At 71.7% G+C, this 12,738-nt stretch carries 9 protein-coding genes; 4 read left to right on the forward strand and 5 right to left on the reverse strand.

Annotated elements, in window-relative coordinates; all coding sequences use genetic code 11:
• Positions 1 to 124: 124 nt before the first annotated feature.
• Positions 125 to 1,357, reverse strand: coding sequence for an Ig-like domain-containing protein (locus RKD20_RS13685; RefSeq protein ID WP_424877975.1), 1,233 nt, complete (start codon positions 1,355 to 1,357; stop codon positions 125 to 127).
• 242 nt (positions 1,358 to 1,599) lie between these two features.
• On the opposite strand from RKD20_RS13685, the gene glgX reads away from it, so the two are divergent.
• Together glgX and RKD20_RS13695 are read left to right on the forward strand one after the other, a co-directional pair.
• On the forward strand, positions 1,600 to 3,846 hold the full coding sequence (gene glgX, locus RKD20_RS13690; protein WP_424877976.1) for a glycogen debranching protein GlgX: 2,247 nt from the start codon (positions 1,600 to 1,602) through the stop codon (positions 3,844 to 3,846).
• A gap of 70 nt (positions 3,847 to 3,916) precedes the next feature.
• Positions 3,917 to 5,329, forward strand: a complete 1,413-nt coding sequence (locus RKD20_RS13695; protein ID WP_424877977.1) for a sulfatase family protein — start codon at positions 3,917 to 3,919, stop codon at positions 5,327 to 5,329.
• Here the strand turns inward: RKD20_RS13695 and RKD20_RS13700 are convergent.
• The 4 genes from RKD20_RS13700 to RKD20_RS13715 are packed head-to-tail and all read right to left on the reverse strand — an operon-like array spanning position 5,326 to position 8,860.
• Positions 5,326 to 5,964: a response regulator gene (locus RKD20_RS13700; RefSeq protein WP_424877978.1), complete on the reverse strand. Its 639-nt coding sequence runs from the start codon at positions 5,962 to 5,964 to the stop codon at positions 5,326 to 5,328. The two genes, RKD20_RS13695 and RKD20_RS13700, sit on opposite strands and share 4 nt — an antisense overlap.
• Complete coding sequence (locus RKD20_RS13705; RefSeq protein WP_424877979.1) at positions 5,954 to 7,198, reverse strand: sensor histidine kinase; 1,245 nt, start codon at positions 7,196 to 7,198, stop codon at positions 5,954 to 5,956. The genes RKD20_RS13700 and RKD20_RS13705 overlap by 11 nt, the downstream gene beginning before the upstream one ends.
• Positions 7,199 to 7,223: 25 nt before the next feature.
• The gene (locus tag RKD20_RS13710; RefSeq protein ID WP_424877980.1) at positions 7,224 to 7,958 is read right to left on the reverse strand and encodes an ABC transporter permease; all 735 of its coding nucleotides are present in this window, start codon (positions 7,956 to 7,958) and stop codon (positions 7,224 to 7,226) included.
• Complete coding sequence (locus RKD20_RS13715; protein ID WP_424877981.1) at positions 7,955 to 8,860, reverse strand: ABC transporter ATP-binding protein; 906 nt, start codon at positions 8,858 to 8,860, stop codon at positions 7,955 to 7,957. Before RKD20_RS13715 ends, RKD20_RS13710 begins: the two co-directional genes overlap by 4 nt.
• A 205-nt stretch (positions 8,861 to 9,065) precedes the next feature.
• Between RKD20_RS13715 and RKD20_RS13720 the strand changes: the two genes are divergently transcribed.
• Both RKD20_RS13720 and RKD20_RS13725 read left to right on the forward strand, forming a co-directional pair.
• The gene (locus RKD20_RS13720; protein WP_424877982.1) at positions 9,066 to 10,862 is read left to right on the forward strand and encodes an ABC transporter ATP-binding protein; all 1,797 of its coding nucleotides are present in this window, start codon (positions 9,066 to 9,068) and stop codon (positions 10,860 to 10,862) included.
• Complete coding sequence (locus tag RKD20_RS13725; protein ID WP_424877983.1) at positions 10,859 to 12,721, forward strand: ABC transporter ATP-binding protein; 1,863 nt, start codon at positions 10,859 to 10,861, stop codon at positions 12,719 to 12,721. The genes RKD20_RS13720 and RKD20_RS13725 overlap by 4 nt, the downstream gene beginning before the upstream one ends.
• The last annotated feature ends 17 nt before the right edge of the window (positions 12,722 to 12,738 follow it).

A 12,738-nucleotide genomic window follows, 5' to 3' on the forward strand; every position in this document is an offset into this window, starting at 1 on the left:
CCCGCACGTGATCCGCACGCGTTGGCGAATATTAACCGCAGACTTTTGAGCATCGTGTAAGTCCAAGGTCACCATTCCGTCCCAACTTCAACGGAGAGTTGGGCCAAGCCGCCCCCCTGTCGGGCTACTTCACCGCACTGCCCGCCTTCCACTCCTTCCAACCCATATTCCATCCCCCGAGGCCATTGTCGGGAGCGACCTTTTTGTCATTGCTGTGGACGACCTCGACGACATCCCCGACGAGGCTGCGGTCGAAGAACCAGCCGGCGGGCGTGTCCGAGCTGCCCCCCTTCACGTCCCTGAGGCCCACACAGCCGTGGCTGACATTGACCCTGCCGGGGGCGGTGGGCGACCAGTAGTTGCCGTGCAGGAAGGTGCCGGAGTCGGTCAGCCGCAGGGCGTGCGGGACGTCCGGGATGTCGTACTCGCCGCCGAAGCCGACCGTGCGGCTGTTCATCCGGGTCACTTCGAGCATCTCGGTGACGACCATCTTGCCGTTGTAGGTGGTCGTCTTCGGGGCGCCGGCGGTGATCGGCACGGTGGCGAGCAGCGCGCCGTCCCGTCTGACCTGCATCGTGTGCGCGGCCGCGTCGACGAGGGAGACCTGGCTGCGGCCTACGGTGAAGGAGAAGGTCCGGTACTGGAGGCCGTAGACGCCGGGCGCGCCTTCCACGTCGCGGAGCCGGAGGGCGACGGTCACGCGGGTGCCCGGCGTCCAGTACTGCTCGGGGCGGAAGTCGAGGCGGCCCTTGCCGAACCAGTGCGGACGGATCTCTACGGGCGGCTTCGCGGTGACGTGTACGGCGCGTTCGACGGCGGCGCGGTCCTCGATCTCCCGGTTGAACTCCAGGGAGACGATCATTCCGGTGCCGACGGTGGAGCGGTTCTCGGGGCTGACGTACCCGATGAAGCGTTCCTCGGGGACGTAGGTGGTGAAGGTGGTGTGCCGGGCCGAGCGGCGGCCGTGGGCGTCGAGCGCGACCGCGTCGACCGTGTACTCGGCGGCCAGCGCCAGCTGTGCCTCGTCGGGTTCCCAGCGCAGGCCGTCGTCGGAGATGTGCCCGGGCACCGGGAAGTCCTGCGCGTCCTGGGACTTGACGACGGTGACCGACTCCAGGCGCCCGCCGGGCACCCGGACCCGGAGTTTCTCCTCGGGCGGCACGCCCTTGGTGCCGTCGTCGGGGGCGACCCGGATGACGTCCTCGGGCGCGGGAGGCTTCCCGAACCCGCCGACGCCCTCGATCCCGCCGCCTCCGTCCGCGGTACAGCCGACGGCTCCGGCCAGCAGTCCTGCCCATGTCACTACGGCGGCCAGAACGGCCGCCACGCGCCGAGCGCGCCCATGTACGTGCGTCACGGCAACCCCAACGACCGGGCCCACCCAGGGGAAACGTGAGGTCGCCGGCCGCCGGCGCGTGCACCTCCTCGGCGAGCTGACCTGGCAGATTCCCGGGCGCCCCGCCCAAGCAAGCGCGGTGAAACGTGAGTGCGAGGCAAGCGGTGGGCAGAACAGTGGGGAGAACGACGTGAGAGGGTGCCGCGGACGGGACGCCGTGCGCTCTTTTCCACCTCGCTCCACGAGCCGTGGGAGGCCGAACGGTGTCCAGCGCAGCCGAGCAGGAGGCGGTGACGGAAGCCGCCGAGGAGCGCCCCGCCGCGCTGGTGAACGGCGAGCGGCGGGCGGTACCGGCCGTGCCGGTGTGGCCCGGTGCGCCGACGCCCCTGGGCGCCCGGTTCCGGGTCGGCCCGGACGGGGTGGCGGGGACCAACTTCGCCCTGTGGGCGGGCGGTGCCGAGGCGGTCGAGCTGTGTCTGTTCGACGCGGACGGCAAGGAGACCCGGGCCCGGCTCACCGAACTCACGCACGAGATCTGGCACGGCTTCGTACCCGGCGTCATGCCCGGTCGGCGCTACGGCTTCCGGGTGCACGGCCGCTGGGACCCGTGGACCGGCGGCCGCTGGAACCCGGCGAAGCTGCTCCTTGACCCGTACGCCCGCGCGGTCGACGGCGACTTCAGCCTGCCGCCCGAGGTGTACGGCCATGTCCGCGACTGGCCCCAGCAGCAGGTCGCGGACACCGTACGGGACGACCGCGACTCGGCGCCGTACGTCCCGAAGGGCGTGGTCGTCCACGATGACGCCACCGACGACGAATGGATGGAGGACCGGAGGCCGAAGACGCCCTGGGCGGACTCGGTGATCTACGAGGTCCATGTGCGGGGGTTCACCGCGCTGCACCCCGGCATCCCCGAGGAACTGCGCGGGACGTACGCGGGTTTGGCGCACCCCGCAGCGATCGAGCACCTCGTGAAGCTGGGTGTCACGGCCGTGGAGCTGCTCCCCGTCCACCAGTTCGCGCACGAGGACCATCTGCTGCGGCGCGGTCTGAAGAACTACTGGGGCTACAACTCCATCGGCTACTTCGCGCCGCACGCGGCCTACGCCGCCTCCGGTACGACGGGCCGGCAGGTCGGCGAGTTCAAGCGCATGGTGCGCGCGCTGCACGCCGCCGGGATCGAGGTCATCCTCGACGTGGTCTACAACCACACGGCGGAAGCGGGCGAGCTGGGCCCCACGCTGTCGCTCAAGGGCATCGACAACCGCGGGTACTACAGGCTGCAGTCGGACGCCCGGCGCTACGCGGACTACACGGGCTGCGGCAACACCCTGCACGTGGTCCAGCCGCACGTCCTGCGGCTGATCACCGACTCCCTGCGCTACTGGGTGACGGAGATGGGCGTGGACGGCTTCCGCTTCGACCTGGCCGCCGCGCTGGCCCGTTCCATGCACGACGTCGACATGCTGTCCCCGTTTCTCGCGGTCATCGCCCAGGACCCGGTGCTCAGGCGGGTGAAGCTGATCGCCGAGCCCTGGGACGTGGGCTCCGGGGGCTACCAGGTGGGCGCCTTCCCGCCCCTGTGGACGGAGTGGAACGACCGCTATCGCAACGCCGTGCGCGACTTCTGGCGGGGCGCCCTGCCGGACGTGCGGGACCTCGGCTACCGCCTCTCCGGCTCCAGCGACCTGTACGCGTGGGGCGGGCGGCGCCCGTACGCCTCGGTCAACTTCATCACCGCGCACGACGGTTTCACCCTGCGCGACCTGGTGTCGTACGAGAGGAAGCACAACGAGGCGAACGGCGAGGGCAACCGGGACGGCACGGACGACAACCGGGCGTGGAACTGCGGGACGGAGGGGGAGACGGACGACGAGCGCGTACGGGCCCTCAGGCGACGGCAGTTGCGGAACCTGCTCACCACGCTGCTGCTGTCGACGGGTGTGCCGATGCTGGTCGCGGGCGACGAACTGGGCCGCACCCAGCGCGGCAACAACAACGCCTACTGCCAGGACAACGAGATCAGCTGGGTGGACTGGGGGCTGCTGGAGGACCCCGGCTGGAAGGCCCTGTTCGACCTCACCGCCCGCCTGATCGACCTGCGTCACCGGCATCCGGTACTCAGGCGCCGGGCGTTCTTCTCGGGGCGGGCGCACTCGGCGGACGGGCTGCGGGACCTGGCCTGGTTCACGGCCCAGGGAACGGAGATGACGGAACGGGACTGGTACGCGCCGGCCGCCTCGCTCGGCATGTATCTGTCGGGGCGGGACATCCCCGGCCGGGACGAACGCGGCGCGCCCATCGTCGACGACAGCTTCCTCGCCGTCCTGCACGCCGGGGACCGGCCGGCGAGCTTCCTGCTGCCGGGGCCGCCGTGGGCCGAGCGGTACGAGGTGGTCGTCGACACGTCGAGGGAGGAACAGAGCGAGGCGCCGGGGGTGGTGCACCGGGCCGGGGCGTCGATCACGGTGCCGGCGCGGGCGGTGCTGCTGCTGCGGGTGGCGGGGTGAGATTGCAGTCCCGTGAACAGCGCAGGTGATCGCTGGCCAGGGCGCCGACCGGCTGACCAGACTCGCTCACATGCCCGAGATCTCCCGCCGTGCCTTCGGTGGTCTCGTCGGCGGCGGTGCCGTGACCGCCGTCGCCGCCACGACGACCGCCGCCGAAGCCGCTCAAGCTCCCGCCGAACGTCCCTTCAGGGCCCGGGCCAAGGGCCCCTCCGGCAGACGCCCCAACCTCCTGGTCATCCTCGGCGACGACCTCGGCTGGGCCGACCTGTCCTCGTACGGCGCCCCGCACATCAAAACGCCGAACCTGGACCGGCTGGCCCGGCAGGGCGTGCGGTTCACCGACGCGTACTCGGGGTCCGCGACCTGCTCGCCGACACGGTTCAGCCTGTACACCGGGCGGTATCCGGGCCGTACGAAGGGCGGCCTCGCCGAACCGGTCGCCAACCGGACGCAGGGGCTCGACCCGAACCACCCGACCCTCGCCTCGCTGCTGGGGAAGGCCGGCTACTCCACCGCCCTCATCGGCAAGTGGCACTGCGGCTGGCTCCCCGACCACAGCCCCACCAAGTCCGGCTGGGACGAGTTCTTCGGCAACCACGGGGGCGTCCTTGAGTACTTCTCCAAGCTCGGCCAGCTCGGTGACCACGACCTCTACGAGGGCGACGCCGAGTACCAGGACCTGCGCTACTACACGACCGTCCTCACCGAGCGGGCCGTGGAGTACGTGAGCCGCGACCACGACAGGCCGTGGCTGCTCAACCTCAACTTCACCACCCCGCACTGGCCGTGGCTGGCGGAGGGCGACGAGGAGACCGGCGCGGAGATCGCCGCGCGGATCCGGGCCGCCACGTCGCAGGCCGAGGTCAGCAGCGCGCTCAACCACTACGACGGCGGTTCGGTCGCCAAGTACACGGAGATGGTGCAGAGCCTGGACGCGGCCGTCGGCGAGGTGCTCGCGGCCCTGCGCCGCTCCGGGCAGGAAGAGCACACGCTGGTGTACTTCGCCAGCGACAACGGCGGCGAGCGCTGGTCGTACCTGTGGCCGCTCAGCGGCGAGAAGTTCGTGCTCCAGGAGGGCGGCATCCGCGTCCCGACGATCGTGCGCTGGCGGCACCGGATCGACGGCGGCCAGGTGAGCCACGAGCCGAACTTCTCCCCCGACTGGACGGCGACCTTCCTGGAGGTGGCCGGTGCGCGACCCGATCCGGCCTACCCGCTGGACGGCACGAGCCTGGCCGGGTACCTGCTGCGGGGCGAACGGCTGCCGGAGCGGGACCTGTTCTGGCGGGTGCGGGCCAACCGGGCCCTGCGGCGCGGGAAGTGGAAGTACTACCAGGACGCGGCCGGCAAGGACCACCTCTACGACCTCGGCGCCGACCTGCGCGAACAGGCCGACCTGGCGCCCGACGAGCCGGACCTGCTCGCCGAGCTGAAGGCCTCCTGGGAGCGGACCGCCGCCGGACTGCTGCCGTACCCCGGCTAGCCGAGGATCCCCCGCTCGTACGCCGTCGCGACCGCCGCCGCGCGGTCCTTGGCGCCCAACTTGGCGTACAGGTGGGTGAGATGGGTCTTCACGGTCGCCTCGCTGATGAACAGCTCGCGGGCGATCTCGCGGTTGGACGTGCCCTTGGCGACCAGGGCCAGCACCTCGCGCTCGCGGGCGGAGAGGGTCTCGTTGCCGGGAGCCCCGGGAGTGCGGACCGCGGAGACCAGGCGGGAGGCGACGGCCGGGGAGAGGACGGTACGGCCCTCCGCCGCGGCCCGCACGGCGGTGAACAGCTCGTCGCGCGGGGCGTCCTTGAGGAGGTAGCCGGTGGCTCCCGCCTCGATGGCGGGAAGCGTGTCGGAGTCGGTGTCGTACGTGGTCAGGACGAGGACCTTCGCCCGGGCCCGGGCGCGGGTCAGCTCCCGGATGGCGTCCACCCCGCCCCCGCCCGGCATCCGCAGGTCCATCAGGATCACGTCGGGGTCGAGCGCCGCGGCCCGCTCGACCGCCTCGACGCCGTTGGACGCCTCGCCGAGGACGGCGAATCCGGGCGCGGACGCGAACATGCCGCGCAGACCGTCCCGTACGACGGGATGGTCGTCGACGATCAGCACCGAGATGTCACTGGTCATGGCGGACCAACGGTACGCGAGCCGACAGCGCGGTGCCGTGGCCCGGTTCGGACTCGACGGTCAGGGAGCCCGCGATGCGTTCGGCGCGGGCCCGCATGCCGTCGAGCCCGAAGCCGCCGGCGCGGGTGCGGGGCGGCAGGGCGAGCGGGTCGAAGCCGACGCCGTCGTCGCGGATGTCGAGGATGACCTCCTCGTCCAGGAAGGTCAGAGTGACGCCGAGGCGGCACGCCCGGGCGTGCCGGGAGGCGTTGGAGAGGGCTTCCTGGGCGATGCGCAGGAGGGTGGCCGCGATCTCGTCGTGGAGCTGCTCGGCGATGCCGGTGACCGTGAACTCGGCGCGCACGCCGGTGCGTTCGCCCCAGTCGGTGACCGTCTGCTTCAGGGCTTCGGGAAGTCCGGCGTCGTCCAGGGCGACCGGGGCCAGGTTGTGCACCGAGCGGCGCGCCTCGCCCAGGCTGTGACGGGCCAGGTCCATGGCCCGGTGGACGTGCTCGCGGGCCTGGTTCTCGTCGGGTGTGTTCACGACGACCTGGAGCTGGGCGATGATCCCGGTCAGGCCCTGGGCGAGGGTGTCGTGGATCTCGGCGGCGAGCCGCCGGCGCTCGTCGGCGACGCCCGCTTCCCTTGCCTGGACGAGGAGTTGGGCGTGCAGGGCGGCGTTCTCGTCGAGCGCCTGCTGGAGGGCCTCGATGGTCGAGGCGCGGTCCCGGGAGCGCTGCTCCTCCTGCTCGGTGATGTGGGCGACGAACGCCTGGAGGGCGTAGTTGACGACCATGAGCCCGGCGAAACCGAGCCACTGGCCCGTGGTCCGCACCGGCAGCCCGCCGACCTGCGCGCCCGCCACGATGACCACGGTCGCGAACAGTCCGAGGCGACGCCACCTGCCCGGGATCAGCTCGTCGGCGTCCATGTAGCCGGCGGCGGCGTAGAACGCGAAGAACGGGTTGATCCAGGTGAGGACGAAGGCGATCGCCCAGCGGATCGCGTAGTACGCCGTCCCGGCCCGGGAGGGGCTGCGGCCGCGGTGGGCGCGGTGGTGCCGGGTGCCGTGCCACCACACCTGGAGCACGAGCGCGGCGCCGACCAGGGCCCCGGCGGTGTACCACTCGGCGGGGCCGTCCATCAGGTCCGCGGAGGCGACCGCGAGGACGGCGCCGACGCCGAGCAGCGCGAACGGCCCCCAGACGTGCAGCTGTTCCAGGCGCCGGTCGATCTGCGAGTCCGCCGCGGTCATCTCCCCAGTCTGCACGGTGTACCGCCTACTCCCACCGGAACCAGCGCGACGCCGCGGCCGTGAGCAGCACCGTCCAGGCGACGAGTACGCCCAGGTGGGTCCAGCCCGGCCAGTCGCCGGACGCGGCCCGGTTGAGGGCCTCGGCGGCCGCGCCGAACGGCGTGTACCCGACGATCCGGGCGAGGACGTCCGGCATGGTCTGCACCGGCGCCCACACCCCCGCGCAGAACATCGCCGGGAAGAACACGGCGGACCCGATGGCACCGGCGATCTTCGTGGTCCGGGACAGCGCGCAGACCACCGCGCCGAGCGCGAGGGCGGCGAGCACGGCCAGGACCAGCGCCAGCAGGTAGCCGAGGGGCTGTTCGGGCAGTCGTACGGCGAAGGCGAACCGGCCGACGAGGAGGGCGAGCAGCGCGGACGCCAGGGCGGCGCCGCCGTAGACGGTCATCTGCGCGGTGAGCAGGGCGGTGGGGCGGACCGGGGTGGTGGACATGCGGCGCAGGATGCCGCGTTCGCGGTAGCCGGTGAGAGTCTGCGGCATGGACTGGAGGCCGCTGACGATCATGCCGAGCAGCACGGCCACGGGGACGTAGACGTCGATGGTCCGCAGGCCGCCGAGGTCGGCGTCGTGGTTCCGGAAGGACGGGATCGAGCCGAGGATCACCAGGAGCAGGGTCGGGAACAGCAGGATCCAGAACAGGGCGCCGGGTTCGCGGCGGAAGAGGCGGAGCTCGGTCCGCAGTACGGCGGTGTTCATGCCGAGGCCTCCTGGGTCAGGTCGAGGAACGCGTCGTCGAGGGTGGCGTCGACGACGCGGAGCTGGTGGGCGGTGACGTGCCGGCGGGCCAGCAGGGTGATCACGGCGTTCACGGTCTCGTCGGTGCCGGACAGGGTGAGGCGGCCTTCCCGGTCCTCGATCGAGGCGAGGGCGGGCAGCTGGTTCAGCTCGTGCGCGTCGAGCGGGGCGGACGGCGTGAAGCTGATGACGGTGGCGCCCGCCGAACGCTGGATGAGCCCGGCCGGGGTGTCCAGGGCGGCGATGCGGCCCTTGTCGATGACGGCGATCCGGTCGCAGAGCCGCTGCGCCTCCTCCATGAAGTGGGTGACGAGCAGGACGGTGACGCCGCCCGCGCGGACGTCCTCGATGAGCTCCCAGGTGTCGCGGCGGGCGCGCGGATCGAGGCCGGTGGTGAGCTCGTCCAGGACGACGACCCGGGGGTTGCCGACGAGGGCGAGCGCGATGAACAGGCGCTGTTTCTGGCCGCCCGAGAGCTTGCCGAACCGGGTGGTGAGCTTCTGGGTGAGCCCGAGGCGCTCGGCGAGCGGCCGCCAGTCGAGGGGTTGCTCGTAGAACGTCGAGTAGAGCTCCAGCGCCTCGCGGACGGTGAGCTTGGCCTGGAGTTCGCTCTCCTGGAGCTGGGCGCCGAGGACCCGGGCCACGTGCGCGTGGTCGGCGACGGGATCGAGGCCGGTGACCCGGACCCGGCCCGCGTCCGGGACCCGCAGCCCCTCGACGCACTCGACGGTGGTGGTCTTGCCGGCGCCGTTGGGGCCGAGGATTCCGAAGATCTCGCCCTCCTCGACGGCGAAGGAGACACCGTCGACGACGGGTCGGCCGCCGTAGGACTTGCGCAGTTCGCTGACTTCGATGACGGACATGGCATCAGCGTCCCGGTCCGGGCCCCGCCGCCACATCGCCCGTCACGCTCGACCCGGCATCAGCCGATCGGTGGATGCGGTGGTACGACCCCTCGGCTCCTCCTGTACGGCCCCTCGAACATGCAGGTCGTAGGTCCAGCGGCCGATCCGGGTACGGCCAAAACTCGGTGGGCGTTGTCAGTGCCGATCCGTAGGCTCGCAGCTGATGTCCACGACACGTGCAACCACCAAGAACCGATCGGCCGTGAAGACCCTGCTGCGCCTGTGGCCGTACGTCCGGCCGGCCCGCGCGCGGCTGTTCACGGCCGCGTTCGTGGCGGTCCTCGCCTCCTGTGCGGGGCTGGTGATCCCGCTCGTCCTGAAGTGGATGGTGGACGGACCGGTCGCCGACGGGGACACGGCGGGCGTATGGCTCGGGTCGCTGTACCTGCTGCTGCTCGGGTTCGCGGAGGCGCTGCTGTTCGGGCTTCGGCGGTGGCTGGTCGCGCGGCCGCTCTCCCATGTCGAGGCGGAGATGCGGGCGGGCCTGTACCGGCACCTGCAGCGGCTCCCGGTGGCCTTCCACGACCGCTGGGCGTCCGGCCAGCTGCTGTCCCGGGCCACCACGGACCTCATGCTGCTGCGCATGTTCCTCGCCTTCCCGCTGACCTTCCTGCTGGTCAACAGCGTGACGATCCTCGTCGGCGTGATCATCATGCTGCTCCAGGACTGGGCGCTCGGCCTGGTGATCCTCGGCCCCGCGATCCCCGTCGTCGTCACCTGTGTGATCTTCGAGAAGCGGTACGCCGGTGTGGCCCGCCTCGCCCAGGACCAGGTCGGCGACCTCACGACGGTCGTCGAGGAGAGCGTGCTCGGCATCCGCATCATCAAGGGGTTCGGGCGGCACCGGTCGCAGGCGCGGGCCTTCCGGGAACTCTCGGGCACCCTGCGCGGCACGGAACTGCACAAGGCCCGCCTCCTGGCCACGATCTGGGGCGTCATCGTGACGCTGCCGGAGGTGGCGATCGGAGCGGCGCTGGTGCTGGGCTGTGTGCAGGTGGCGGACGGCGAGTTGTCGGCAGGGACGTTGGTGGCGTTTCTCTCCACCGCGCTGGCACTGAGGTGGCCGGTGGACTCGATCGGCTTCCTGCTGGCGATGAGCCAGGAGGCGGCGACGGCGACGGAGCGCTATTTCGAGGCGATGGACGAAGTACCGGAACAGGAGACCCACACGAGGGGTGCGGGGACCGGCGCGACCGTCCCCCACCGGCCCGCGGACGGCCTCCAGTTCCACAGCGTCCGGTTCCGCTACCCCGACGCCCCCGAGGACTCCCCGCCCGTCCTCGACCTGATCGACCTCCACATCCGCCCGGGCGAGTCCATGGCCCTCGTGGGCGCCACCGGCAGCGGCAAGACCACCCTCACCGCGCTCGTCCCCCGTCTCCACGAGATCACCTCGGGCCGCATCACCCTGGACGGCGAGGACATCACCGCCATGTCCAGGGAAGAGCTGCGCGCAAAGGTCGCCATGGCCTTCGAGGACCCCACCCTCTTCTCCGCCAGTGTCGGCGAGAACGTCCTGATGGGCGCCGACGAACGGGAACTGGACCGCGCCCTGTCCGTGGCCCAGGCCGACTTCGTGCACGCCCTCCCCCACGGCACCGGGACCCAGGTCGGCGAACAGGGCCTCAGCCTCTCCGGCGGCCAGCGCCAGCGCCTGGCCCTCGCCCGAGCCGTCGTGGGCAGACCGAGGTTCCTCGTCCTGGACGACCCGCTGTCCGCCCTGGACGTCCACACGGAGGCCGCGGTGGAGGCGGCCCTGCGGGAGGTACTGGCGGACACCACCGCGCTCATCGTCGCCCACCGCCCCTCCACCGTGCAGCTCGCCGACCGGGTCGCCCTGCTGTCGGACGGCCGCATCACCGCCGTGGGCACCCATCACGAACTCCTGCGCACCAACGCCGAGTACGCCCATCTGATGTCCGGGTCCGGGGATTCCGGAGAAGGGGAGGACACCCGATGACGGCCCCCACGACGTCCGCGCCCACCGCGGACCAGGAGCCCGGCCCGCCCGGGCCGAAGGACACCGACGACGCCTTCGACCACGACCGCCTGCCCGCTCCCCCGGGCGCCACCGCCCTCCTGCTGCGCTCACTGCTCGCGCCCATGAAGGCGCGGGTCACGGTGACGACCCTTCTGCTGCTGCTCCAGCAGGCGGCCGTGCAGGCGGGTCCGCTGCTGGTGGCGTACGCCATCGACCGCGCGGTGCCCGCGTTCCGGGACCACGACAACGGCCCGCTGATCGCGGTCGGCGCCGGCTATCTGCTGTGCGCGCTGGCCTCCGGCGGGCTCCAGTACGCGTTCATCCTGGCCTCCGCGCGCGTCAACCAGGACGTGCTGCTCGACCTGCGCGGCCGGATCTTCCGGCACGCCCAGGCGCTGAGCATCGACTTCCACGAGCGTTACACCTCGGGCCGGCTGATCTCCCGTTCGACGACGGACGTGGAGTCGCTGCGCGAGCTGCTCAGCGAGGGTCTGCAGGAACTCGTCACCGTCATCCTGTCCTTCCTCTACATCTCCGCCCTGCTGCTCTGGCTGGACCTCGGCCTCGGCGCGGTCGCGGTGGCGTCCTTCGTGCCGCTGTACCTGCTCGTGCGGGTCTACCGGCAGCGCGCGGGCCGGGTCTACCAGAAGCGGTCGACCGCGATCGCCGCCGTGATCGTGAAGTTCGTGGAGACGATGAACGGCATCCGGCCGGTGCGCGCGTTCCGCCGCGAGGCCGCCAACGACGCCGACTTCGCCGTGCTGAACAAGCGGCACGAACGGGTCAACGGCGACGCGCTCCTCGAAATGGCCCGCTATGTCGTCGGGTCCCGGCTGGTCGCCAACGTGGCCGTCGCGGGGATCGTGCTGTGGGGCGCCTACCGGGTGGCGCAGGACTCCCTGGAGCTGGGTGTACTGGCGGCGGCGGTGCTGTATCTGCGGCGGCTGTACGACCCGATCGACCGGCTCGGGATGTTCCTGAACTCCTACCAGTCGGCGGCGGCCTCCCTGGAGAAGATCGCGGGTCTGCTCGCCCAGACCCCGACGGTGCCCGAGCCGTCGGCGCCCAGGCAGCTCCCGGCACTCGAGTCCTCGGACCGTCCCGGCCGTGAGGTCGTCTTCGAGGGTGTCTCGTTCGGCTACCGCACCGGCGGCGAGGTGCTCCCCCGTTTCGACCTCACCCTGCCCGCCGGGCAGACGGTCGCGGTGGTCGGCTCGACCGGCGCCGGGAAGTCGACCCTGGCGAAGCTGCTGGCCCGCTTCTACGACCCCTCGCGCGGGCGGATCCTGCTCGACGGCGTCGACCTGCGCGAGCTCGCGATGCCCGAACTGCGGCGCGGGGTCGTCATGGTCACGCAGGAGGCGTTCCTGTTCTCCGGCACGGTCGCCGAGAACATCGCGATCGGCCGCCCGGACGCCGGCCGCGAGGAGATCGAGCAGGCCGCGAAGGCGATCGGGGCGCACGACTTCATCAGCGCGCTGCCCGACGGGTACGACACGGACGTACGCAAGCGGGGCGGCCGTATCTCGGCGGGGCAGCGCCAGCTCGTGGCGTTCGCGCGGGCGTTGCTCGCCGATCCGGCGGTGCTGATCCTGGACGAGGCGACCAGCTCGCTCGACGTCCCGGGCGAGCGGGCCGTGCAGCGCGCGATGGCGACGGTCCTGAAGGGCCGTACCGCCGTGGTGATCGCGCACCGGCTGTCGACCGTGGAGATCGCCGACCGGGTCCTGGTCATGGAGCACGGCAGAATCGTCGAGGACGGCACACCTGCGGCGCTCGTCGCGGGCACGGGCCGGTTCGCGGATCTGCACCGGGCGTGGCGGGACAGTCTGGCGTGAGCCGCCGCATGTACGAC

The organism is Streptomyces sp. SLBN-8D4, assembly GCF_049739545.1.
Lineage (GTDB): Bacteria > Actinomycetota > Actinomycetes > Streptomycetales > Streptomycetaceae > Streptomyces > Streptomyces canus_C.

What these genes read in the sequence shown, in the direction of transcription:
- RKD20_RS13720 (WP_424877982.1), top strand. Translation starts at nt 9,066, where the DNA reads ATGTCCACGACACGTGCAACCACCAAGAACCGATCGGCCGTGAAGACC.
- RKD20_RS13700 (WP_424877978.1), bottom strand. Translation starts at nt 5,964, where the DNA reads ATGACCAGTGACATCTCGGTGCTGATCGTCGACGACCATCCCGTCGTA.
- RKD20_RS13695 (WP_424877977.1), top strand. Translation starts at nt 3,917, where the DNA reads ATGCCCGAGATCTCCCGCCGTGCCTTCGGTGGTCTCGTCGGCGGCGGT.
- RKD20_RS13705 (WP_424877979.1), bottom strand. Translation starts at nt 7,198, where the DNA reads ATGACCGCGGCGGACTCGCAGATCGACCGGCGCCTGGAACAGCTGCAC.
- RKD20_RS13715 (WP_424877981.1), bottom strand. Translation starts at nt 8,860, where the DNA reads ATGTCCGTCATCGAAGTCAGCGAACTGCGCAAGTCCTACGGCGGCCGA.
- RKD20_RS13725 (WP_424877983.1), top strand. Translation starts at nt 10,859, where the DNA reads ATGACGGCCCCCACGACGTCCGCGCCCACCGCGGACCAGGAGCCCGGC.
- RKD20_RS13710 (WP_424877980.1), bottom strand. Translation starts at nt 7,958, where the DNA reads ATGAACACCGCCGTACTGCGGACCGAGCTCCGCCTCTTCCGCCGCGAA.